The sequence below is a fragment of the Microcoleus sp. AS-A8 genome, assembly GCA_039962225.1.
In the GTDB taxonomy this organism is placed as follows: Bacteria; Cyanobacteriota; Cyanobacteriia; order Cyanobacteriales; family Coleofasciculaceae; genus Allocoleopsis.
On record JAMPKV010000001.1, the window covers coordinates 584,559 to 607,465 of the forward strand.

A 22,907-nucleotide genomic window follows, 5' to 3' on the forward strand; every position below is an offset into this window, starting at 1 on the left:
GCTTTTGGTCAGTTCTGCCTCACTTAGGGAAGTGATTGATGCAGAGAGTATCGTATGAAAATCTAAACCTTACCCCATAGAGTTTCCACAGGTATTTGTTACAAAGGAGTCACTGTTCGGAATAGCTGGCGCAGACGGAGCAAGAAAATCAACTGTCGAATGTTTGGGCTGACTTGGGGGGGAGATGAGCGTTCTGCCAACTGGGCTTTTAGCTGGGCATATTCGGCTGCGGTTAAGGGTTTGCCATCGACTGGCGATCGCGCTTCAGTGATAATCTCGGTTCTCAATACCTCTTCGGGCACTTCATCCGAGGGAGGTAGACACACCGCCGGCTGACTTGTAACAACGGTGATCCCCCACAAAAGAGATAGGAATCTGAATTGGGTCATGGGTCATCGAGAAGGGTAATGCTAGGTTAAAGCTTTACTTTTAACCTTTCTTTAGAGGTAAGAAGCCTTTAAGGGATAAGAGTTGATCCATGAATTTGCTCTTAACGGAGCGATTTTCTGGGCAGCCAAGTAAAATACGACACCCGACAGACTGTCTGGATGTCGCAACAGTGTAAGAAGTAAATTTTCTTCCCTTAATAAGCCATCGCGATTCTCTTGATAGTTATGTTGCTGACGTACCAAGCATGACCAACGCTTTTCGCGAGGGGACTGGCTAAGCACGTACAGCCAAATCTATCCCACCAGAACGCTTCTATGTTAGCTGGGCGATGGGCTCGACTCAGCTGGAGCGCCTCCCGGTGAAGGACTTTCTCCAGAGCCGCCCTCGCTAGAATTGCAGGCTCCCAAAGTGGTGGCCAAAGTGAGTAAGAGAACCAAACCCATTAATTTTTTATTCATACACTCCTCTTTTTTTCACGGGCTACGTTAAAAGAATGTTACGAAGACCCATTTCAATTCTACTGTTTTAGCATGAAGAATTGTTTTTTACGCCATGCCTTCGCCCAGGCCCTGATTATTGTAAGTGTCCGATGGGCTTAATGACCAGCACGGTAACCCCTTGCACAACTTGCTCAACTCCCCAAAAGTATTGCGGAGCGTAAATGTAAATACAGTTCTTTACGGGAAAACACAATATGATTACATTCAAAGATAGCCTGTTGCCAAGGGATTTTTAGGATGATTTCAAACTTGGGCCTCTGATATCGGCCTAATATCTGCCTAAAATTTAGAGGTAAAGCTCCCTCGGCCTAAAAGGCGTGAGAGACTTGAGGAAGCAGGAGGAGAAATCCAAAGACTTTTGGAAATGAGTCTTAACGAATACTCCCTATCACCCTCTCTCTCACTTACACCTTCTTCTGGTGTGGCGTTTCCTCCCATCATGAAAGAAGGGGGATAAGCTTCTACGGCTACCCTCTTTAGTTAGATGGGTGTGGGGTATTGATCAAGCGAGGCACTGTGTTCCCTACTGTCAATCAGGCTTTTCAATTTCTGCAAACCTTGAGCCAGTCCCCTGGACGACAAGCCGCGCTCTTAAGGAAAATCGTGGATCGCATCCGAAATTCGCTGGAATTGCAAGTAGTCCTGCAAACGGCGGTGGATGAAGTCGCAACCTTGCTCAAATTAGATAGCTGTATTTTTTTATGGTATCTCAAGGATACACAGCAGATCAGAGTCGTCTGTGAACGCACCCACGATTCGCACTCTTACTCTCTTTTGGGCTACTATCCCCTAGAAAGCTTTGGAGCTGTCGCCTCTGCTGTCGCTACGGGTAAGCTGATGATGGAGAACGGTAGGGTAGCCCCCCAGGGAAGATTGTTACGTTTGGTTCTGCGAAAACCTCCCTGGTTAAAACAAGTGTTAAGACAGCACGGAAAAAATAGGCAGAACCAGGGGAATCAATCGCCTCATGATTTCCCGGAAAATGACTCTCAAGCGGATAGACAAGTTTTAGGTTATCAGGCGAACCTACTGATTCCCGTCACAGGTAAAGAAGATGGGATTGGGTTCATGGCCTGTCTTTCAAAGCAACCTCGCCGTTGGTCGGCGGCAGAAATAGAGTTTTTAGAGTCGATCGCCGAATCGTTAGAAGTTGCAATCCGTCAAGCGCAGCTCTATGAACAGACCCAAAAACAAGCGATTCGCGAACGCTTGCTCAATCATATTATCAACCAAACCCGTCAAAGTTTCGACATCGAGACCATCTTAACCGAAGCGATCGCCCAGCTATTGGAGGCATTGCAAATTGATCGGTGTCTCGTTCATCTCGTCGAGAACCCGCACAACCCAGATCTAGGTAAATACCAACCCGAATGTCTTCTCACTAGTCAAAAGGGTGATGCTTTCCGACGGAAACATCTGTATGAAGTTTACCGTCCGCCCTTTTCCCCCTCCATAGATGACTTTGACCTAACAGGACCGATCACGCAGTGGGTGATCCAACATCGGCAACTGGTGATGATTCCCGACATTACCCAAGATGAACGGATTGGTGCCAACAACATTGAGTACCAAAAAGCACAGATCAAATCCTCACTAGTGATGCCCGTACAAGCTAACGGTACACTCCAAGCCCTGCTTTATCTCAATCAGTGTTCGCAGATCCGCGATTGGTCAAAGAATGACCAAGAACTCGCCCAGTCCGTAGCGGATCAACTCGCCATTTCCTTACAACAAGCCTATCTGTATGCCTGTACCCAGCAACAAGCTAGAGAAAGCGCACTGCAAGCCCAAAAAATGTCGGAAATGCTGGAAGAACTACGATTAGCGCAAACCCAGCTGATCCAAAGCGAAAAAATGTCGAGTTTAGGTCGAATGGTAGCTGGGGTGGCTCATGAAATCAATAATCCGGTTAACTTTATCTACGGCAACATCCCCTATGTAGAAAATTACGTGCGTGACCTGATTCGATTAGTACAAGCTTACCAATTGTACTATCCTCAGCCTGCCGCCCACATCCAACATCTGGCGGAGGAAACCGATATGGATTTTTTACTCAGAGATTTGCCCAAGATTCTCAAATCCATGGAATCTGGAGCCGAGCGAATTCATGAGATCGTTCAGGTTTTACAAAAATTTGCGGGTAGCCAGGTTGCCCCCCTGAAAGTTATCGATCTCAATGCCGCGTTAGAGAGTACGCTATTGATTCTGCACAGCCAGATGAATAGCGAGATCCAGGTCGAGCGTTCCTATGACCACTTACCGCCCGTGGAGTGTTACCCAAAGCCGATTAATCAAGCCTTCCTGTGCATTCTCACGAACGCGATGGAAGCACTCAAGCGTTCGCCTAACGATCATAAAGTCATCACAGTGCAGACGAAATGGTTACCCAGCATTGAAATCGGAGATATGGGGCGAGTGCAGATTGCGATCCGAGATAATGGGTTAGGAATTCAACCAGAAATTCAGCCCAGGATTTTTGAGCCGTTTTTCACCACCAAAGAAGTGGGTCAAGGTAGAGGATTGGGACTAACGGTCACTTATCAAACCATTGTCAACCAACACCATGGTCGATTAGATGTTAGATCTGGACTCAGTCAAGGCGCAGAGTTCCTGTTGGAAATTCCGGTGAGACATCCCAAACCCATGAAATCTGACCAAGAAGGAGATCCGGGATTAGGAAACAGGGATTGGAGAGTAGACATGGGAAAGAATCCTAGTCCCCAGACTTCATTACCCAGCCTCCAGTCCTCAATACCCAACCTATAATCATTAGCGACCACGACCAACTGCTGATGCTAGGATGGGTTCCATTATTAAGTAATGAGCCAATAACGAGTTAGCAGATAACGAATCGTTATTTGCTATCATCCCAACGAAAAACTGCGAAACATGTTATGAATGCTGCCCAACGCTCAGTTTTGCCTCAACCCCGTCGGTCTAGACGATCAGCTACTCACTCCAAGGTAACGCAACCCAAAGTAGCCCTCTCTTCAAGCGTGACCAGTATGCCGTCTAGAACGGCTGGACAGAAGGTCGAAAAGCTCAATGTATCCCAACAGCCAAAACCGATTTGGCTATCCTCGTTACTCGTTTTGCAGCGTGGGTCTGACCTGATGGCCTTCTTCCTGGTGACCACGACTCTGACGATTTATTCCTGGACAGTTTACACCCAGCAGCAGTGGACGCAAGATTATCGTAAACTAGAAGCTCTGCAACGCCAGGAGCGGCAACTGACAACAGCGAACGCCGTCATGAAAGATCAGTTGGCTCAACAAGCGGAAAGACCCGCTACAGGTCTGGTGGCTCCTAGCCAAGCCAATACAATTTATCTACCCTCAGCGCCCCAGCGCCCATTCAATGAATCTCCCATGAGAAGTGCTGACCCAGAACCCGGGGGCAAGACGCCGTTGGGCTACTAGGATTTCCAGAAGCGATCACTTAGGATATTGGAGTTCAACGAGCCATCCAGCTCAAAACTCAAGACGGCTCAGCGGGAGGTGACCCCCCATAACTCAAAACTCGTCTCAAGTACCACGTTTCAGACTGCTGCTGGTCTGGGGATTGATGATGGCAGCGGGTCTGGGTATCTTAGTCAATTTGTATCGATTGCAAGTCACGCAAGCGCCTGTGCTGGAGGAACGAGCTCGTCGGCAGCAGATGGTGTATCTGCGTCCCTTTGTCCCCCGGCGTTCGATTGTTGACCGGAACGGTAATGTGCTTGCCACAGATCGCCCTGCATACACCCTATATGCCCACCCTAAGCTGTTCAAAATGTCTAAGGGGGAAATGGCGGCATTACTCGCTCCAATTCTGGGCAAGTCCTCAACCGATTTAGAGAAGCGCTTCAATCAAAAACAGAGTGGGATTCGGCTTAGTTATGCCTTAACCGAAGACGTAGCAGATCAGGTGGCTCGGCTTCAAGCTAATGGTCTAGAGCTGATTCAACAATACTCTCGTCTTTATCCGCAGCAGGATTTAGCGGCAGATGTGGTGGGCTATGTTAATGTCGATCACCGGGGACAGGCCGGAGTGGAGTATTCTCAGGAGGATGTACTCGAACGAGCTGTTCGCACGCTCCGACTCAGCCGCGCCGGCAATGGCGCACTGATGCCTGACCATGTTCCTGAAGGATTTCTGCACTTTGATGACTTGCGGTTGCAATTAACCCTCGACAGTCGCCTGCAAAGGGCTGCCCGCTTTGCCCTGAAGCAAAAAATGGAGGAGTTTGGTGCGGATCGGGGCAGTGTGATTGTGATGGATGTCCGGGATGGTTCTCTGTTAGCAATGGCGACAGAGCCAACCTATAATCCCAACCAGTACTCGAAGTTTGATGTGGGTCGATTTAAGAACTGGGCGCTTTCAGATCTGTACGAACCCGGTTCGACGTTCAAACCTTTAAACGTCGCGATCGCTTTAGAGGCCGGTGCGATTCAACCCGACAACATGTTTAACGATACGGGTCAAATTCAGTTTGGACAGTGGCAGATTGCCAACTTTGACTTTGAATCCAAAGGGGGTCATGGCCTCATCAGTGTTAGTAAGATTCTGGAATACTCCAGCAATATTGGTATGGTTCGGATCATCCAACAGATGAAGTCGAAGGCTTACTATAGCTGGTTAGAAAGGCTCGGTTTGGGGCAAAAAGTGGCGATTGATTTGCCCTTCGAGACCGCAGGACAGCTCAAAAGTGAGCGGCGATTTACGGCGGGGCCTGTTAATGCGGCAACAGCCTCGTTTGGTCAAGGCTTTTCGTTAACCCCCATTCAACTCACTCAGATGCACGCCGCTTTAGCTAATGGGGGCAAGCTCGTGACTCCCCATGTTGTTCAGGGGCTATTTGATAGTAAAGGACAACTCCACTGGCAACCCCGCCGCCCAGCACCACGATCCATCTTCTCCCCAAAAACCACCCAGGCGGTGATTGAGATGATGGAAAATGTCGTCACTCAGGGCACTGGAAAAAATGCCCAAATTCCGGGTTACCGAATTGCTGGGAAAACAGGTACGGCTCAGAAAGCCAGTCCCACAGGCGGCTATTACTCAAATGCCAAAATCACCAGCTTTGTTGGTATTTTTCCCGTAGAGTCTCCTCGCTACGTCGTATTAGCCGTGGTTGATGACCCCAAAGGCAAAGAGGCTTTTGGTTCAACCGTGACAGCGCCCATTGTTAAGTCTGTAGTCGAAGCCCTGATTTCCATTGAACGCATCCCACCCAGTCAGCCCATAGAGCCGACAAACTAAATGGCGATTAGCTTAATCCACCTCCGAGGCTCTGGTTTGACTTTGCTGCACTTGCTCTAACAACTGCTCAACCGTATAGGCTGGTTCTTTGCAACTGAGTCCCTGGCAGACTAAACCCACTACATCTTGGGGTAATTGGGTTTCTAATTGAAAGATACTGGCTGGCCAGTAGCGAGTACTCAGGGAAGTCAGGAAATCATCACTAGAGCGAATCAGGGTACAGTGGCAATACCAATCCAAGGCCGTAAATAAGCTGGGACACACCTGGGGAGACTGGTTCATCACCCGACTAAAGGCTTGCAGAGCTTGCTCTGCCTGATCGAGGTACTGGAGGTCTTCCGTTAGCAAAGCCAGACGCACCAGATTGGCGATCGCAATTCCATTCGCCGAGGGGGTGGCATTATCAGCATAGCTACGCTCCCTCACTAACAACTCACCACTAGCATCACTAGCGGCATTGTAATACCCTCCTAATTCCACACTCCACAGGAATTCATCAAACTCTTCCTGCACCCGAATCGCTTTCTCTAGCCAGTAGGAAGGTTGAATGTTAGAAGGTTGAAGATTTGAAGGTTGATGGTTAGAAGGTTGGTTTGAACTTTCCAGGTGCGCCCTGCTCACTGACCAACTCGCTTGATGCAAATCCAACAGCGCTTTGATAAACAGGGCGTAATCTTCAGACTGCGCCAGCACTGAGGGTTGACCGTCATAATTGAGTCGGTGGAAGCGTCCCTGCACCCATTGGTAATTTAAGATGAACTGAGCTGCATCTGCGGCTAATTGCCAATATTCTGGCTGATGAAATACACTGTACGCTCGCGCTAAACCAGAAATCATCAAGCTATTCCAGGCGACAATCATTTTTGTATCGGTTACCGCTGGAATCCGACCCGGCCAATCATTCCGTTTCGCTTCCTGATTATTGCGGGCGGGTGGGAACGTGTCTAAGACATCGGGCTTTGAACCATAACGCACGGCAAACAGTTTAGCTAAAGCAGCTTCAACCGTCTCACTTAACTCCTGGGAGTGACGGCGCTGCAAAACGTTTGTCCCTTCAAAGTTGCCCTCGGCTGTAATTGTAAATTGCTGCTTGAGTTCCGTTAACTCTTCAGGGGTTAAGAGTTGTTCCAATTCCCCATAACTCCAGACATAAAACGCCCCTTCCTCTGGCTCAACCGCATGGGGTTCACTGAAGCTGTCGGCATCCTGAGCGGCATAAAAGAACCCCTGAGGTGAGGTCATTTCCCGCCTGAGCCATTGGACAGTACCCGCGATCGCTCGTTTAAACGCAGGTTCGGTGATGCCTGAACTCCACAAATTCGCCAGATACTCAACAATTTGCCCATTGTCATAGAGCATTTTCTCAAAGTGAGGCACCGTCCATGTGGCGTCAACCGTGTAACGGTGAAACCCACCTGCCACATGATCGTAAATGCCACCTTTTGCCAGGTCTAATCCACGCGATCGCGCCGCTTGAAAAGAATCATATTTAGACTCAAACTTAAACCGAGTCCCCCTCAGTACCAGTTCAGCATAAGGCATCATCGGGAAGCTGGGGCCATAGCTAGCGGCACTGACAACACCAGTATTCGTCTCGATCCCACGCTCTAGCAAGTCTTCGCTCAATGGTTCGCCTCCAGGAGGGACACTCACCTGCTGGAGGTTTGTGAGAATCTCTTCTTTAAAAGTTTGAAGCTTGGTTTTTTCTAGATCGTAGAAGCGACGAACCGCTTGCAGCACTTGCAAAAATCCGGGGCGTCCGTAGCGGGGTGCCACAGGAAAGTAGGTGCCACCATAAAACGGCACCCGCTCATCAGGAGTGAGAAAAACGTTCAGAGGCCAACCGCCTTGACCCGTCATCATCTGCAACGCCTGCATGTAAATGCTATCAATATCCGGTCGCTCTTCCCGGTCTACCTTAATCGGCAGGAAATTGGCGTTCATGAACTCGGCGATCGCGGCATTAGAAAATGCTTCTCCTTCCATCACCGTGCACCAGTGGCAACTAGAGTACCCAATCGAAAGAAAAATTGGCTTATTAGCCACCTTTGCTGTTTCCAAGGCTTCATCACACCAAGGCCACCAATCAATGGGGTTTTCAGCGTGTTTACGGAGATAAAGGCTTTGAGAGTGGGCAAGACGATTGCTCATGACTACTGCTCGGTACTAGGGAGGAGATGCACTTCGAGAATATCTGTTGTCAGTCTATCGTGGTGGATTCAGCCGCCCTCTGGTGAAAGGTAGAGAAGTTGCAGTGAAACGTTTTTTGAGTAACGAAGACCTAACAGCCTGTGACACCATTAGAAACGAGGCGATATTTGTTCGTTTACCTTTCCCAGGAGGCAGCAATTCTCAATCGTGAGTTTGGGAAGCCACGTCCATACCCGGCGAGGGTTGAGCGTGGAGGATGTTACTAGCTTATCGGATGCCTCCGCTCAGTCCTGGCAGAATCTCAGCCTTTCTTAACCTCTTGGAGCTACCCATGAAGCTATCAGAACGCTTTACAGATGCCCTCACTTATGCGACCCAACTCCACGCCAATCAAACCCGCAAAGGTGGAGGAGTTCCCTATATTTCTCACCTGCTGGGTGTTGCCAGTATTGCCCTGGAATATGGAGCCAATGAAGATGAAGCCATTGCCGCACTGCTCCATGATGCCATTGAAGACCAAGGCGGGGCCCCAATCCGGGAAGAAATTCGTCGCCGCTTTGGCGATACCGTAACCCAAATTGTGGATGGTTGCACCGACGCTGACACGACACCCAAGCCTCCTTGGCGTCAGCGCAAAGAAGCCTATATTGCTCATATTCCGCAAGCCTGTGCTTCAGTCCGTTTAGTCTCGGCGGCTGATAAGCTACACAATGTTCGCTCAATTCTCAAAGACTATCGCTTAATCCAAGAGGCTGTCTGGGAGCGCTTTCAGGGCGGTAAAAACGGCACTCTTTGGTATTACCGTACTTTATTGGATACCTTCCGGGCTATTGAGTCAACCCCTCTGATTGATGAATTAGAGCGGGTTGTCACTGAACTTGAAGAGTTGGTTCGTAGGGCAACCAACAACCAACAGCTCAACTAGCTAAAGACTTGATCATTCACCCTTGTAAAATGGCAAATTAGTCTCGGCGTTAGCTGAGCCTATAAACCATCAGGAACTCCTCCTAACTCTCTAATTTCTTTTCTAAAAGTGCCAGATAAGCATTAGGCAGCACAATCGGCCATAACAAAGTCCCTATAATTAAAACGACCCAAGATAGTTGCTTCTCTCCCGGTGACATGCTCGTATCTCGATGAAAGAACTTGAGCCAAACTTTGAACAGGCGTTGAGCTATTAGAGAGTAAAAAAGTACAGCAATAATAATCAGTACTTTCATTATCTTCAATCCTTATTCTGGGAATATTCACTTGTTTGGTGGATAAGCTGATGAAGCAACACTTCCGCCGTAAGCAATCCTGACATATTTCTTTATAAATCTCTAGGGTAAATCTGTACTAAGAGGGATGTCTAAGAAATAGCATCAGCCACACCCAGGAAAAGTAGACGCCTAACTGATCTCCAGCCTTGCCAAAAGCATGAGGGGGAGTAGAGAAGTGGAGGACTGAAGATGACCGCGTATAAATAGAATAATGTAGTGATTTGTGATAAATAAAAATTACCTCTAAAGCCAAATAAGTTGGACTTTAGAGGTAAGTACGAGTCAGCCACATTAGGAATTCACATTTTGAATCCTCAGGGGATAACAAGCGGTATCAATGTTACCTGAAAATATTGTTCTGTTAATTATTTGAGGGGTGTCTATTGCCTAAGAGACTCACCCGGTTTAGATTTCAGCACCACCTTTGGCTTCAGCGCCCATGGGTAATACGGCACCCCGTAAGAAATCGATTTGCTGGTTAAATTCCATGGACTCAAGTTGCCCTAACAAGCTTTGTCCTTGTGCAGGAAGTTCATAGTCATCAGGCATAGGAATGATGGTTCCGTTTTCCATGCCTTGGGCTAAAAAGAACCAAAATGCCAATTTGGTTTCAGGGCTTAAAGACCCATACTCACGACTAATTAAAGTGTTGGCATTGGAAGCAATATCACGCATTACTTGCAACTGTTGCTCATGAGGCAGTTCTTTGACTTGATTGAACAATCCTTGAGCGATTTCAGAGCCAGAAGCCCCTGGAGCCGCGGGGGTGATGGAGCCGCCCAGCCGGGTATAAATAACCCAAAGTAAACCGAGTTGATCGTCTACACTCAAGCCTTTAAAAGCTTGTTTGCCTTGGTCGTAGCTGTTGGTAGGAGCGTATGTCATAAATACCTATTAAACTCAACCCCTGCAACTTAACAAAACTCAAAAGAACACTTAAACATACCAAAGATAGACGTGAGTAACCCTACTACAGGCAGAGGAAAGGTCAATGGCAAAGTGTGACAAGGATGGTGCAGGAAAAAATAGGTTTTAAACACAGTGACTAGACGATTGGAAGGAAAGGTTGCCATTGTCACAGGTGCGGGTACTGGCATCGGTGAAGCGATCGCACACAAGTTTGCCAAAGAAGGGGCAAAAGTCGTAGTGAATGGACTACCCGATGACCCGATTCAGGCAGTCGTTGAAGCTATCAATCAATATGGTGGTGAAGCGATCGCCTATGGGGGCGATGTCTCAGAACCCTCTCAGGCACAAACTTGTGTCCAAACTGCGATCGAAAAATATGGGCGTCTAGATGTCCTGGTGAATAACGCCGGAGTGTTCTTGGCAACGGCTGAAACTCAGGACTATCCCATAGAAGTTTTCGACGAAACCATCAGGATGAACATCCGTTCCGCCTTCTTGATGACCAAATACGCCTTGCCACACTTACAAAAAACCCAAGGCAACATTGTCGCGGCTGGCTCAGAAGCGGGTTTCAATGGGGTGCCAAAAAACTCTCCCTATAGTGGTACGAAAGGTTGGATACATTCTTTTATAAAGGGTGTAGCAGCGGAGCAAGCCAAATATGGTGTTCGCGCTAACTGTTTCTGTCCGGGTGCGATCGATACCGCTTGGACTCATAAAGAAACTGGACCGATGGATGCCGAGATGGAAGAAATGACCGTCATGGCAGCTCTAATGGGACGACGCGGCACACCAGAGGAAATGGCGAATGTCTGTGCTTTCCTCGCCTCTGACGAAGCCAGCTATGTGACTGGGGCGCTATGGCTAGCTGATGGGGGTGTCACTATCGCCAAAGGGGCTGTTGGTCAACAAACTCCAGAGCCACTGCGTGAGCAACCGCCGGGTGAACTGCGCCTGGATCACTCCAAAGAAGGGTTAGAAAACAAACACATCCAAACCATTAGCTAGTCGAAGCGTTGAACTAACTCTTGCCAACAAAAAAAGTACTACTTTGAAGCGCTTGTGGCGTCTCAGGGATGAGGTGAGGCTGCAAGTGGAATTGGTGCTTGTGTTCCTAGCCTGAAGGTTCAATGTTGATGCAAAGTAACCCACCCACGACGACTTGAGGACATAAAGAAATGACATCAGGACAAGACATTGTTCCGAATCAACCCCAAAAACCGAATGAAGCCAGCAGCGTCACTGATGCTGAACGTTGGGCAACGTTGATTGGTGGTGGAGCCATGGTGCTTTTAGGGATCAGACAAGGCTCTCTCAGGGGTGCCCTAACGGCTCTAGCCGGTGGAGGACTCATGTATCGCGGAGTAACCGCTCAAACCGGAATTCAAGATGCACTCGGTATGAACCAAAGTATCAAAGTCGAAAAGACTGTGACGATTAGCAATAAATCCCCAGAAGAGCTTTATCAATTCTGGCGGAATTTTGAGAATCTGCCGCACTTTATGAAGCATCTCAAACATGTGAGCGTGATTAACAACACCCGATCGCATTGGATTGCCAGCGCACCCATGGGTGGCAGCGTGGAATGGGATGCGGAGATTATCAACGATCAAGAGAATCGCTTGATTGCGTGGGCTTCTGTTGAAGGCGCGGATATTGACAACTCAGGATTTGTGCGGTTTCAAAGAGCACCCCAAGGACGGGGTACTGAGGTAAAAGTTGTGCTCGAATACAACCCACCCGGTGGAGTTGTTGGGGATGCGATCGCTAAACTCTTCGGTGAAGAACCACAACAACAAATTGGCGATGAGTTGCGCCGCTTCAAGATGCTGATGGAAGCCGGTGAGATGGCAACAACTGAAGGTCAGCCTTCTGGAAGACGTTAATCCTCTTATTCTGTGAGAGTTTTAAGTACGAAACAGATAACTTAATCAAAGTTAGCTCAAGCCTCAAGACCCTTTATAAACAATAGAAATGAATCAAATCATTGGCCGTCTGCAAACCCTTAAATTACCCAAATTTATTACCGTTTTTCTGGTTGCCTTTGCCTTTTTAATCATTCCTGCTTTTAGCTACAACCCATCAATTCAAGCCCAAGCTGAACCTTTAACTCCGGAAGCGACTCAATACCAAGTCAACAGCAAAGATAGTCCGTTCCGGGACAATGAGCAAGAGAAAGTTAATCAAATCTTTGAAGACACGAAAAAGCCTCAAGCCGCTTCAGAAACCACTAAAGAGATTGGAGAAAATCTGAATAAGGCTCCAAAAGCGGCTAAGCGATCGCTTGGAGGTGTGGCTGAAAATATCAAAGAAAAACTGAATCTTGACCAACCGCTTTATCCGGGAACAAAAGAAGTTTTGGATGATGCAGCAAAGGCGGTTAAGGGAGATTGAGGTTAGTCAAAAGAGTACTATTTATCCTTCGTGACATACCAGTGACTCATCATTGCTGAGCGCTTACTTAAGGAGAATAATTCAATGAAGGCTGTTTGCTGGCACGGTGCCAATGATGTACGGGTTGATACGGTACCTGACCCCAAAATTCTCAATCCGCGTGATGCCATTATCAAAATTACGTCCACAGCCATCTGTGGTTCCGATTTACATCTTTACAACGGTTTTATCCCAACCATGGAGTCGGGGGACATCCTCGGTCATGAGTTTATGGGGGAAGTTGTCGAACTCGGCAGTGCGGTGAAGAATGTACAAATCGGCGATCGCGTGGTTGTTCCCTTCACCATTTCCTGTGGCAACTGCTTCTTCTGCCAACGGGATTTGTGGTCCCTGTGCGATAACTCTAATCCGAACGGTTGGATTGCCGAGAAAATGTATGGTCATTCACCAGCCGGACTATTTGGTTACACCCACATGCTGGGTGGTTATGCCGGAGGTCAGGCCGAATATGCGCGGGTGCCCTTTGCCGATGTTGGCTTGTTCAAGATACCCGACGGCTTAAGCGATGATCAGGTACTCTTCCTCACCGACATCTTCCCCACCGGTTACATGGCAGCCGAAAACTGCAACATTCAACCCGGAGATACGGTTGCGGTTTGGGGTTGTGGACCAGTTGGACAGTTTGCTATCAAGAGTGCCTATATGCTGGGTGCTGAGCGCGTCATCGCCATTGACCGCATTCCCGAACGCCTACAAATGGCGAAGGAGCAATGCAAGGCAGAAGTTCTCAACTACGAAGAACTCGACGTGGGCGAGGCACTCAAAGAAATGACAGGCGGTCGCGGGCCTGATTCTTGTATTGATGCGGTTGGCATGGAAGCGCACGGCACAGATGCGATGGCCTTTTACGACAAAGCCAAGCAAGCTGTGCGACTAGAAACGGATCGACCCACCGCCCTGCGGCAAGTACTGGTGGCCTGTCGCAAAGGGGGTCATGTGTCGCTAGCGGGTGTATATGGTGGCTTCCTGGACAAAGTGCCGATGGGCGCAGCGTTTAATAAAGGCTTGACCTTGAAAATGGGACAGACACACGTCCATCGCTACTTGCGCCCCTTGCTTGAACATGTCCAGAATGGCGACATCGACCCCTCCTTTGTGATTACGCACAAGATGAGCTTGGAGGATGCCCCAACAGGCTATGAGATTTTTAAGCACAAAAAGGACAACTGTATTAAAGTTGTCCTCAAACCGTGAGGTGTGGAAGCCAGGGAATTTAATAAAGCTGATTCCTAGAATTTTAGGTAATGTGGAACATTCTTCTGGGTGTTAGGTGCAATAGCTTGCTTGGGGCTGTATTGCCAACAGTCTGAATGCTAACACTCGACCATTACAGCAAAACCTTCGCTAGGATTTATTGGTGGGAAAATACAATCCCACCAAATTCTGTATGGAGTCATATCCTTAGTTTTGACAAAATAGCCAAATTAACAGGAAGTCAGGAACCAAATTTACGGATGCCAGCTCTAGGTGGCTGTAATTAATTTCTCAAGAACTTGCGTCCGTCCAAGGTATAGCATCTTGTTAGGATGGCATGATAATTTGTTGAAGCTAAGAGAGATTAGGAGTGTTCATGACGGTTCAACAGTCTGCTGCTACCCCGATGAATTCGGCTTCCACGCCGATGAATTCGGCTTCTACGCCGATGAATTCGGCAACGACCCCAATCAATGGCCCGAAGTCGGCGACGACTCCGGCGAATCCCAGGCAACCGACCAACATGGGGAAATCGATCCTCAGCGTGGACTTAGGTCGAACATCCACAAAGACTTGTGTGTCACGCGAACCCAACAATGTAGTTTTCATTCCTGCCAACGTGAAGCAACTGTCGATGGAACAGGCTCGTGGGGGTATTTTTGAAGCTCGCGCCACCGATCCATTATTAGATATGTGGTTGGAGTATCAAGGAAAAGGGTACGCTGTTGGTCAACTGGCAGCAGACTTTGGGGCAAATCTTGGTGTAGGTCAATCGAAAGTTGAGGATGCACTCGCAAAAGTATTGGCCTGTATTGGGTACTTCAATTTGAAAGATGATGTATCCGTTATACTCGGTCTGCCTTATCTTTCCCAGGATCAGTTTGAACGGGAAAAGGCTCAGTTGGTTAGCCTTCTGAGTGGGCCCCATATTATGACTTATCGGGGCGAGTCGGTGGCGATTAACATTAGCAAAGTTTGGGTCATGCCAGAAGGGTATGGCAGCCTCCTGTGGTGTGAATCTCAACCAAAGAAAGGGCCAGGGCCAGACTTTACAAGACTCTCCGTGGCAATTGTAGACATTGGGCATCAAACCACAGATTGTTTGATGGTGGATAGCTTCCGTTTTGCGCGAGGAGCCTCTAAGAGCGAAGCCTTTGCCATGAGTCAGTTTTATGAGCAAGTTGCCGCCGAGATTGAGGGCGCAGACAGTCAATCTCTATCTCTGATTACGGCAGTGAATCGACCTAAAGGCGATCGCTTTTACCGTCCCAGAGGTGCAACCAAGCCGACCAATTTAGACGATTTTCTGCCTAACCTGAAAGAGAGTTTCTCTCGCGAAATGTGTAGCCGCGTGCTAGCATGGCTGCCGGAGCGCGTCACGGATGTGATTCTCACCGGCGGGGGTGGTGAGTTCTTCTGGGATGACATCCAACGTCTACTCAAAGAGGCTAAAATCAATGCCCACTTAGCTGCACCCTCCCGCCAAGCCAATGCCTTAGGGCAGTATATTTATGGTGAAGCTCAGTTGGCAGCATCGGCAACTCGCTCCGCTAAGGTCTGAAACTAATGTTCCCTTGGTCGAAAAAGATCACTAAACCGGTTACGTTCAATTCAGAGGTGGCTGACGAAACATTGTTAGCGGTTGTGGAAACGGAGTTAATGAAACAACCGCACAAAACGTTTAGCGACCTCTGTAAAGAAGCTTTATGGCAATTTTTGTGCGTACCCGAATCTGTAAGACCGACAACGCCCAAAGCGGGGCAGATGGAACAGCCAGTGGCTGAACTCAAACGTCAATTGGCTGAGTTTGAACAACGTTTTATGGCTCGTGAATCTAGTCGAGAATCTAGTCGGTTGGAGGCAATAGAACCCCAACTCAATCAACTTTTGCACAGAGAATCCAGCCGATTAGATGCAATTGAACGTCAGCTACATCAACTCTCTGGGCAATTGGCTCAGTTGAGTATTCTCGTCAATCAGCAGCCGAAATCTGAGTCTTCTCGTCCATTCGTACCAGAAGTAAAACAAGAAGTAAAACAGGCAGAAGCGGTGACTTCCACGGCTCCCCCAGCGGAAATTGACGATCCCTTGCTAAACCGCCTTAGTGCATTCTTAGATGATTTTTAAGGCAAAAACCAGGGTAGTGTATCTATTCCCTCTTCAGTGTCCAAAGTGTCCAAAATAGCGATCGCATCCAAGTGAGTAGAACTGGGTTTTTACAGGGGTGCGATCGCTCTTAATTTTCAACACATACTTTAACGCTCAGAACCTATTATTCTGAACCGAACAACAATTGAGCGCTGCCATCCGGCAAGCGCTTTTTTGGCAATGGCTGTTGATCTTTGAGTTGCCTTGCCATTTCGCTTTGGATGAGCTGGATGGCTTGTATCCCTGATGCACGAATTGATAATTTTTGTGCTTTAAAGTAATAGGCTTTATTCAATCAAGTGACTCTCATCCAAAAGCTGAAATTTGCGATCGCTCTCAAACGATCGCTTCGCGGGATAATAGCGGTGCAGGCAGAGTTCAAATCAATGATGCCATCTCCACGCTAGGTGGAAATATCACTGTCAAGGGAACCAGCAACGGCACCGACACACATGGCATCTTGGTTAATAGCCCGATCAACGGAGTTATTGGTTCTGAGTGCTTGTCGCACGGCATTGGGCGATCGCGAAGCTGAGTTGGGCTTTGCGGGGTTAGCGGCACAAGCGGGTGTTAAGTCGGTTTTAGGCAGTGTATGGAACATCAGTGATGAAGGGACGTTAGCGCTGATGACGGAGTTTTATCAACAGTTGAAGCAGGCACCGATGAAAGCGCAGGCGCTACAACAGGCGCAACTGGCAATGCTGAAGGGAGAGGTTCGCTTTGAGGGTGGGGAGTTACGGACTACGGCGGGGGAGAAGCTGCCTCTGCCGCCGGAACTGGCTAAGCTGGAAGATCAGGATTTCTCTCATCCCAATTACTGGTCTGGATTTACGATGATTGGTAGTCCTTGGTAAACCTATATGATGGCTAAAACTCTCTCCGCAGAGGTCTTACTGCAACTGCTCGATTAAGCGATCGCCCACTCGCAAAGCATTGGCAATGACGGTTGGACAGCAATGGTGATTCTTGACATGTAGGGACTGTCTTGCCTAGTTAAGATACAAGCAAGTAAGTCCCTACAGGAAGTCCTCATGGATTGCTTGTAGGAAGGGATTTTAGGTAGCTCAATAACTGGGTCATTTCAGTAGCAGTCAACTGCTTGCGTGATTGCTTATTGTAAGTTCGCTCCAAATATTCCGGTCCTTGATCAATACTCCAGCCCAGTCGCTTCATTTCAACCAGGATCAAATCGGATTCTGACAATTCAATAACGCCTGCGATTAGTTTCCAACAAGGATCATCTCCTTCCCATTCATTTGAGGGTCGATGGGGCATACTCAAGCTGACTGTTACTAAGCAGGGATTTTGAGGGCGATAACCAGATTCCAGTCGTTCAACAAATACAGGATCAGTGATAGTGGCATTTACCAGCCGCCGACCTGTGATCGTTACCAAGGTTCCTTTCCAACTCATGCCTCCTTTTGTTCTTGCCATGCTTTCCACAGACAGTTGTGATGCATATACCAATTGCAGTGTACGTCTTCCTTGGAAAGGTAGGGACTGTAGATAGGGCACAGTTACATATTTACTGGAGTTATGCAGGATTTGGGGATAGTTCCCACCGTATTGAAGAACATCTGCTGGTTGAACTTGCCCTACTCGTTGCCATTTTCCAGCAGCAATAGTGAGATTCTCACTCTCAAATCCAAAGTCTGCGCCATCTTCCTCTAGCGGAATTTCCAGGATATCTAGTAGTGCGGGTTCTCTTCCCTCTATGAGGCGGATACTTGTAGGAACTCGACCATCCTTTGGATACAAGCTACACACCGGGCGAATCCACTGACCTGTATCAGGATTGATTCCTGCGATGCAACGTTCCTCCAACTTCCAGGAATTGGCAAGACAGATTATTTGAGCCATAAATATTTAGAGATGATATATATTTATGTTTGACCACTTATCCTTCAAATACTCTGCAACTAGACGACGATGGCAATGGTGAGGTTTCGATTCACTACAAAGTAGGCAGCTACCAGTAATCAGTTCTGGGGAAATTCTTTTTTCAATTTGACGTTCGCTCATTAAATTTAAAAATTTATTCTCATAAGTCTCCCAATTCCCATCATTTTTTTTATAATCATCCAAAATATCTTTAGTCGGTGCCAGCTCTAGCAGATGAACGTATTCTATATCACAAATTTTGCGTAAGAAATACTCTAAATCGCTGCGTTTCGTAAATCCTGCTAATTGCGATATATTATTAAGTCGTGTGTCTATAACTCTATTTACTCCAGCGTTAACCAAAGCATCAAAGAACTGCTGAGCTGTCTTTCTAGTAAAGCCAATTGTAAATAAATCAACAGAATTACTCATACTAAACTTCCGTCTTCTCTACGTAGGCAATCTGATTTGCCTGTCGCTTATATGCTTCCTTTAGAGAATCTTTGGTTGAGTATTGAATAGAAGATTGAGCAGGGAGTGATAAATCATTAAATAGCGACAGTTGAACTGGCTCAATGGATTCGGGTTGCTTTAGCCCATGTAACTCTATAAGTCTTTCTTCAAGATGTTGATGAGTCTCTAAATTACCGTTCCTCAAGATGTGGTTTATATCTAAGTCAAACTCGCGTAACTGTTGACATACTAAAATTGCCCGATGACAGGTGATGGGATCTTTTTCAGCACACATCAGTGCAATTGTGTAGGTTTGTGCACCTTTCAATATCCGCTGAATGCCTTGTGAAAATAGCTCAGTTGAGGCAATTCTTTCATACAAAGCTTTGCCGTCAACATAGCAGGTTGGATCGCTGGGTCTTGCTCCTAATTCACGACCTAGGAACACATAGCTAATTCCTACATCAAATAGTGCTGTTTTAAATTGTCTCTGGTTAAAGTGGGGCAAATAGCGGCTGTAGGGGTGCGATCGCACATCTGCCAAAGCCGTCACACCATGTTGTTGAAGTAGGGCAATAAAGGCTTCAATGCTGTGATTGGAGTGCCCAATCGTAAAAAGTTCCATCGTAAAGAATCCAGTCCACTAGCTGCCATTATGCCACTGGTGCTGAATCCAGGAGCGATCATCGTCTTGTCTTACCTAGTTAAGATACAAGCAGTAAGCCACTCCTAGGAAATTGTCATGGTAAAGTACAACCCGTTGCAGTATCTTCGCTAGTGCTGAAGAACTGCCCGAACGATACCCCTGTGGATAATGAACTGCAAATCCTCCAGCAACACCTTACTGCAACTGCTCGATTAAGCGATCGCCCACCCGCAACGCATTAGCAATAACCGTTAACCCGGGACTCACACTGGCATGAGATGGGAAAAAACTGGTGATGTGTTACTAACGCATCCTACAAGAGCCGCGATCGCCCACCCGCACTCGCATTGGCAATGACCGTTATGCCGGGACTAACAAAGGTGACATGCTCCCGACATCTTGCCTGCCACTGACAGACAAGAGGGCTATTCGACGGGATGCTTATATTTCTTGGAATTCCCTTAATGGAGTTGACTTTGGATAATGTCATCAATCATTGCTTCTAAGTCTGCCAACGGATAGTCCAAATAATCGGACGTTACCTGAAAGCGGACATAGCGTTCGTCTACATCAAAGGCTTCTGCCAGAAACCCTCCAAAACCCCGCCCCCGTTTGTCTAGTTCTAGGAAAACTTCCAAGGCTTCTGGGTAGAGGGCGAAAATAACTTCCAACTCATCCAACTGACCCCAATACCGGTCACTGGGTCGAAATTCAAATTCTTGAACAAACGGATACTTACTGCCGAAATGGGGATTGTACTCACAATCTACTTTATAGAGTTGAAAACCAAGGTTTGCGATCGCATCAAGCGTCTGCTGCATGAGAGGGTGTGGGTATACCTGAATATAATCAGTGTCTTTCGGGTCAACAGCAACAGAGATATCCAACCCAGTTCGCAGATAAACGGGTTGGTTGTTCAGGGTCAGTGGCGCTTCATACGGAAGTTGGAACGAAAAAGGAATCACTTTCTCTTCTTGGGGCTGTAAGCGGAAGTGTTCCGATAGACTATATTTGACTAGTACGCATTCCTCAGTCACCGTTGTATCGTCAACTTCCCGCTTGTATTGGGTTGCAACATACAGGTAAATATCATCAATGTCCTGAGAGACATCCCCGCCTTTGATGTGGACTTCGCCGTTGAGCATCTCACCCGGAACAAGGGAATCCTCGTACAGACGGGTATCAACTTGTGCTGCACCAATACCGACACTGGCTAAAAGCTTTTTGAACAGAGACATACGTTTTGTTCCTCGTTAAGCGATACCTATCTTAATCCACTTGAAAAGGGAGCTAACTGATGGCAGCATCAATAAATCATAAACCCAGACCAACTTGGTCTGGGTTGGGTATTTTATAAACTGAACTGAAGTTATTTCCAAGCTCAGGTAAAACCTTTAAGCACCAAGTACCAGAAAACCAATTTTCTTACGTTCAAAATGTACGGTCGGGCATACCAAAACATGGCTCTCAAATGCGTCTTTTGCGAAGCCTGCTGTGCAGCAGCAAACGCTCTCCTGAGAAGCGCTTCTGGCTTGATAGAAATGACTTTGTAGGGGTAAGCGGGTCAGCCCACTCACCGAATTGACACTCCGCCGGATGAACGGCAGCGAAGAGTCAATTCAACTGCTCGATTAAGCGATCGCCCACTCGCAAAGCATTGGCAATGACAGTTAAGCCGGGACTAACACTGGCATGAGATGGGAAAAAACTGCTGTCTACGACATAGAGATTATGCACGTCGTGGGCACGACAGTTCAGATCCAATACAGAAGTTGCCGGGTCTTCTCCAAACCTACAGGTGCCACACTGATGAGCAACAACCGACGTAGGCATATCACTACGAGGATGGGTTGTGCGGTTAAATACATTGGGCTGAGACTGCTCAACGCTTTTCAATACATCAACCCAACGATACACCAAGCGATCGTGCGCTTCTACATTATTCGCCGTGTAATCAATTCGCAGCTTGTCTCCCACATAGCGAACGCGATTGTCAGGATGGGGCAAGTCTTCCGTTTTCAACCACCAACCAATTGAATGGGTTGCCAACTGCCGCAAGCCAAAATTTGGCATGAGTCTAGACAATGCCGATAAAACAGGAGGGGCTTCTGCAAAAATGACATCTTGAAAAATGCCACCAGAATTTTGCACATGACCCATCGGATACGGAAAATCCTTGTCTCCCCAATAAAAATCATTTAGCCCCAGTGTGCGCGAAAATGACGCAGAATTAGCCATCGAGGTTAACTGCACCACAACTGACAGCAGTTGTTTCATCAAATTTCGCCCCACCTGATTAGAGCTGTTCGCAATTCCGTTGGGGTGTTTTTCGTTGGCAGACCGCAGCAGCAATGCCGCCGAATTCACAGCTCCACAAGCAAGCACCACAATATCGCCTAAAAACAAATAGGACTGTTCCCCAATTTTTGCCTCAACCGCTTTTATCTCTGAGCCTGATGGGTTGGTATGCAGACAAACGACCTGAGCCGAGGTTCTGAGCGTCACGTTTTTGTTGTTGAGGATTGGGGTAACTCCGGTGTCTTCAGCATCGGTTCTACCGTGTTCGCCCAACCCTAGCGGCAAATGAACGGGATGCAACCCCTGCTTAGAAAGGGTGTCGCCAATGCGTTGCAGCATCGGCTCATGAGCAACTTCCGGAAACGGATAGCCTTCGCTATGGGGCGGTTCGGTGGGGTCATCTTCGACTTTACCGTGTACTTGATACAGCTTCTCGGCTTCTGTGTAGTAAGGCTCAAAGTCCTGATATTTTAGTGGCCATGCGGGAGAAATTCCACTCTGATGCTGCACTTGCTCAAAGTCACGTTCGCGCATTCGCTGCAAAACGCCACTCCAGATTTTTGTATTGCCACCAACCGCATAATACGTTTGTGGAGAAAACGGCTCTCCTGTATTGTCGTACCAGGATTCAGGTGCGTGAAATTGCTCTTTCTTAAAAACTTCTGTATCGACCAACTCTGAGCTTTCGCGATAGATCAGTTCTCCCCGATCGAGCAGCAATATCTTTTTACCAGTAGATGCCAGCTTTCGCGCCAGCGTCCCGCCGCCTGCACCCGTGCCAACAATAATTACGTCATAGTATTGGTCGTCAATGATCATATAAATCTCCTATTAGGGGGAAGGGGGAAGGCAGAGGGCAGAAGGCAGAAGGGAAAGAGAAGGCAGAAGGCGGAGGCTAGAAGGCAGTAGGAGGCAGAAGGTAGGGGGCAGAGGGCAGAAGGCGGAAGGCGGAAGGTGGTAGAAGGAGGGAGGTAGCGGGAAGACTAGAAATAGGATGTTACTTGGATATTATTTATGAGTCACAGGGAGCAGTTTATTTGGAAGAAGGGAGTGGAGTTGGCGGTTAAGTGTTACAAGCTGACACACGGCTTTCCGCGATCGGAAGTTTATGGTTTAACCAGCCAAATCAGACGAGCATCCGTTTCAGTTGCGTCCAATATTGCTGAAGGATATGGTAGGAAAACCAAACAAGAATATGTTCAATTTCTACACATTGCTTTGGGTTCGTTACGAGAACTCGACACACAATTGATCATTGCCCAACAAGTTGCTCTAGCTGAAGGCTCAAAGTTCATTACCCCCCTAAACGATGTCGAAGAAATGCAAAAACTTTTAGTCGCAACCATCAACAAACTCAAATCACATACCTAAGTGGGTGGT

Annotated in this window: 23 protein-coding genes; 12 read left to right on the forward strand and 11 right to left on the reverse strand. The window is 47.6% G+C overall.

What is annotated here, in order from left to right; genetic code table 11:
* Positions 1–98: 98 nt before the first annotated feature.
* Complete coding sequence (locus tag NDI48_02220) at positions 99–389, reverse strand: hypothetical protein (protein MEP0830016.1); 291 nt, start codon at positions 387–389, stop codon at positions 99–101.
* 1,017 nt (positions 390–1,406) lie between these two features.
* Between NDI48_02220 and NDI48_02225 the strand changes: the two genes are divergently transcribed.
* The 3 genes from NDI48_02225 (at position 1,407) to NDI48_02235 (ending at position 6,131) form a co-directional block, all read left to right on the forward strand.
* Positions 1,407–3,656, forward strand: a complete 2,250-nt coding sequence (locus NDI48_02225) for a GAF domain-containing protein (GenBank protein ID MEP0830017.1) — start codon at positions 1,407–1,409, stop codon at positions 3,654–3,656.
* Between the two features lie 128 nt (positions 3,657–3,784).
* Complete coding sequence (locus NDI48_02230) at positions 3,785–4,309, forward strand: hypothetical protein (GenBank protein ID MEP0830018.1); 525 nt, start codon at positions 3,785–3,787, stop codon at positions 4,307–4,309.
* A 145-nt stretch (positions 4,310–4,454) separates the two neighbouring features.
* Positions 4,455–6,131, forward strand: a complete 1,677-nt coding sequence (locus tag NDI48_02235) for a penicillin-binding protein 2 (protein MEP0830019.1) — start codon at positions 4,455–4,457, stop codon at positions 6,129–6,131.
* A gap of 12 nt (positions 6,132–6,143) precedes the next feature.
* On the opposite strand, the gene NDI48_02240 is transcribed toward NDI48_02235, so the two are convergent.
* Complete coding sequence (locus NDI48_02240; GenBank protein ID MEP0830020.1) at positions 6,144–8,282, reverse strand: thioredoxin domain-containing protein; 2,139 nt, start codon at positions 8,280–8,282, stop codon at positions 6,144–6,146.
* A gap of 331 nt (positions 8,283–8,613) precedes the next feature.
* On the opposite strand from NDI48_02240, the gene NDI48_02245 reads away from it, so the two are divergent.
* On the forward strand, positions 8,614–9,207 hold the full coding sequence (locus NDI48_02245) for an HD domain-containing protein (protein ID MEP0830021.1): 594 nt from the start codon (positions 8,614–8,616) through the stop codon (positions 9,205–9,207).
* Between the two features lie 82 nt (positions 9,208–9,289).
* On the opposite strand, the gene NDI48_02250 is transcribed toward NDI48_02245, so the two are convergent.
* Together NDI48_02250 and NDI48_02255 are read right to left on the reverse strand one after the other, a co-directional pair.
* On the reverse strand, positions 9,290–9,502 hold the full coding sequence (locus NDI48_02250) for a hypothetical protein (protein ID MEP0830022.1): 213 nt from the start codon (positions 9,500–9,502) through the stop codon (positions 9,290–9,292).
* A gap of 447 nt (positions 9,503–9,949) precedes the next feature.
* The gene (locus NDI48_02255; GenBank protein ID MEP0830023.1) at positions 9,950–10,429 is read right to left on the reverse strand and encodes an Orange carotenoid protein; all 480 of its coding nucleotides are present in this window, start codon (positions 10,427–10,429) and stop codon (positions 9,950–9,952) included.
* A gap of 156 nt (positions 10,430–10,585) precedes the next feature.
* On the opposite strand from NDI48_02255, the gene NDI48_02260 reads away from it, so the two are divergent.
* From NDI48_02260 to NDI48_02285, 6 genes are all read left to right on the forward strand, one after another.
* The gene (locus NDI48_02260) at positions 10,586–11,461 is read left to right on the forward strand and encodes a glucose 1-dehydrogenase (GenBank protein ID MEP0830024.1); all 876 of its coding nucleotides are present in this window, start codon (positions 10,586–10,588) and stop codon (positions 11,459–11,461) included.
* Between the two features lie 170 nt (positions 11,462–11,631).
* On the forward strand, positions 11,632–12,339 hold the full coding sequence (locus tag NDI48_02265) for an SRPBCC family protein (GenBank protein ID MEP0830025.1): 708 nt from the start codon (positions 11,632–11,634) through the stop codon (positions 12,337–12,339).
* Positions 12,340–12,427: 88 nt separating this feature from the next.
* Complete coding sequence (locus tag NDI48_02270) at positions 12,428–12,847, forward strand: hypothetical protein (GenBank protein ID MEP0830026.1); 420 nt, start codon at positions 12,428–12,430, stop codon at positions 12,845–12,847.
* Positions 12,848–12,931: 84 nt separating this feature from the next.
* The gene (locus tag NDI48_02275) at positions 12,932–14,101 is read left to right on the forward strand and encodes a glutathione-dependent formaldehyde dehydrogenase (protein MEP0830027.1); all 1,170 of its coding nucleotides are present in this window, start codon (positions 12,932–12,934) and stop codon (positions 14,099–14,101) included.
* A gap of 523 nt (positions 14,102–14,624) precedes the next feature.
* Positions 14,625–15,662, forward strand: coding sequence for a ParM/StbA family protein (locus NDI48_02280; protein ID MEP0830028.1), 1,038 nt, complete (start codon positions 14,625–14,627; stop codon positions 15,660–15,662).
* Positions 15,663–15,718: 56 nt separating this feature from the next.
* Entirely contained in the window at positions 15,719–16,228 is a 510-nt protein-coding gene (locus tag NDI48_02285) for a hypothetical protein (GenBank protein MEP0830029.1), read from the forward strand.
* A gap of 145 nt (positions 16,229–16,373) precedes the next feature.
* Here NDI48_02285 and NDI48_02290 read toward each other — a convergent pair whose 3' ends face one another.
* On the reverse strand, positions 16,374–16,544 hold the full coding sequence (locus NDI48_02290; GenBank protein ID MEP0830030.1) for a hypothetical protein: 171 nt from the start codon (positions 16,542–16,544) through the stop codon (positions 16,374–16,376).
* Positions 16,545–16,701: 157 nt separating this feature from the next.
* On the opposite strand from NDI48_02290, the gene NDI48_02295 reads away from it, so the two are divergent.
* Entirely contained in the window at positions 16,702–17,103 is a 402-nt protein-coding gene (locus NDI48_02295) for a CHAT domain-containing protein (GenBank protein MEP0830031.1), read from the forward strand.
* Positions 17,104–17,278: 175 nt separating this feature from the next.
* Here NDI48_02295 and NDI48_02300 read toward each other — a convergent pair whose 3' ends face one another.
* From NDI48_02300 to NDI48_02325, 6 genes are all read right to left on the reverse strand, one after another.
* Positions 17,279–18,109: a hypothetical protein gene (locus tag NDI48_02300; GenBank protein ID MEP0830032.1), complete on the reverse strand. Its 831-nt coding sequence runs from the start codon at positions 18,107–18,109 to the stop codon at positions 17,279–17,281.
* A 6-nt stretch (positions 18,110–18,115) separates the two neighbouring features.
* Positions 18,116–18,562: a DUF488 domain-containing protein gene (locus tag NDI48_02305; GenBank protein MEP0830033.1), complete on the reverse strand. Its 447-nt coding sequence runs from the start codon at positions 18,560–18,562 to the stop codon at positions 18,116–18,118.
* Position 18,563: 1 nt separating this feature from the next.
* Positions 18,564–19,208: a DUF488 domain-containing protein gene (locus tag NDI48_02310; protein ID MEP0830034.1), complete on the reverse strand. Its 645-nt coding sequence runs from the start codon at positions 19,206–19,208 to the stop codon at positions 18,564–18,566.
* Between the two features lie 334 nt (positions 19,209–19,542).
* Positions 19,543–19,719 carry a hypothetical protein gene (locus NDI48_02315; GenBank protein MEP0830035.1) on the reverse strand — a complete coding sequence of 59 codons (177 nt, stop codon included), beginning with the start codon at positions 19,717–19,719 and terminating at the stop codon, positions 19,543–19,545.
* Entirely contained in the window at positions 19,691–20,467 is a 777-nt protein-coding gene (locus tag NDI48_02320; GenBank protein MEP0830036.1) for a sporulation protein, read from the reverse strand. The genes NDI48_02315 and NDI48_02320 overlap by 29 nt, the downstream gene beginning before the upstream one ends.
* 376 nt (positions 20,468–20,843) lie before the next feature.
* Complete coding sequence (locus NDI48_02325) at positions 20,844–22,346, reverse strand: GMC family oxidoreductase (GenBank protein ID MEP0830037.1); 1,503 nt, start codon at positions 22,344–22,346, stop codon at positions 20,844–20,846.
* A gap of 195 nt (positions 22,347–22,541) precedes the next feature.
* On the opposite strand from NDI48_02325, the gene NDI48_02330 reads away from it, so the two are divergent.
* Positions 22,542–22,898 (forward strand): four helix bundle protein, encoded by a 357-nt coding sequence (locus NDI48_02330; protein ID MEP0830038.1) that lies wholly within the window; start codon positions 22,542–22,544, stop codon positions 22,896–22,898.
* Positions 22,899–22,907 lie beyond the last annotated feature (9 nt).

Coding starts and splice junctions, on each gene's coding strand:
- NDI48_02220 (MEP0830016.1), bottom strand. CDS start 389: ATGACCCAATTCAGATTCCTATCTCTTTTGTGGGGGATCACCGTTGTT.
- NDI48_02230 (MEP0830018.1), top strand. CDS start 3,785: ATGAATGCTGCCCAACGCTCAGTTTTGCCTCAACCCCGTCGGTCTAGA.
- NDI48_02235 (MEP0830019.1), top strand. CDS start 4,455: ATGATGGCAGCGGGTCTGGGTATCTTAGTCAATTTGTATCGATTGCAA.
- NDI48_02240 (MEP0830020.1), bottom strand. CDS start 8,282: ATGAGCAATCGTCTTGCCCACTCTCAAAGCCTTTATCTCCGTAAACAC.
- NDI48_02245 (MEP0830021.1), top strand. CDS start 8,614: ATGAAGCTATCAGAACGCTTTACAGATGCCCTCACTTATGCGACCCAA.
- NDI48_02250 (MEP0830022.1), bottom strand. CDS start 9,502: ATGAAAGTACTGATTATTATTGCTGTACTTTTTTACTCTCTAATAGCT.
- NDI48_02255 (MEP0830023.1), bottom strand. CDS start 10,429: ATGACATACGCTCCTACCAACAGCTACGACCAAGGCAAACAAGCTTTT.
- NDI48_02265 (MEP0830025.1), top strand. CDS start 11,632: ATGACATCAGGACAAGACATTGTTCCGAATCAACCCCAAAAACCGAAT.
- NDI48_02270 (MEP0830026.1), top strand. CDS start 12,428: ATGAATCAAATCATTGGCCGTCTGCAAACCCTTAAATTACCCAAATTT.
- NDI48_02275 (MEP0830027.1), top strand. CDS start 12,932: ATGAAGGCTGTTTGCTGGCACGGTGCCAATGATGTACGGGTTGATACG.
- NDI48_02280 (MEP0830028.1), top strand. CDS start 14,625: ATGGGGAAATCGATCCTCAGCGTGGACTTAGGTCGAACATCCACAAAG.
- NDI48_02295 (MEP0830031.1), top strand. CDS start 16,702: ATGGCATCTTGGTTAATAGCCCGATCAACGGAGTTATTGGTTCTGAGT.
- NDI48_02300 (MEP0830032.1), bottom strand. CDS start 18,109: ATGGCTCAAATAATCTGTCTTGCCAATTCCTGGAAGTTGGAGGAACGT.
- NDI48_02305 (MEP0830033.1), bottom strand. CDS start 18,562: ATGAGTAATTCTGTTGATTTATTTACAATTGGCTTTACTAGAAAGACA.
- NDI48_02310 (MEP0830034.1), bottom strand. CDS start 19,208: ATGGAACTTTTTACGATTGGGCACTCCAATCACAGCATTGAAGCCTTT.
- NDI48_02315 (MEP0830035.1), bottom strand. CDS start 19,719: ATGACATTATCCAAAGTCAACTCCATTAAGGGAATTCCAAGAAATATA.
- NDI48_02320 (MEP0830036.1), bottom strand. CDS start 20,467: ATGTCTCTGTTCAAAAAGCTTTTAGCCAGTGTCGGTATTGGTGCAGCA.
- NDI48_02325 (MEP0830037.1), bottom strand. CDS start 22,346: ATGATCATTGACGACCAATACTATGACGTAATTATTGTTGGCACGGGT.
- NDI48_02330 (MEP0830038.1), top strand. CDS start 22,542: ATGAGTCACAGGGAGCAGTTTATTTGGAAGAAGGGAGTGGAGTTGGCG.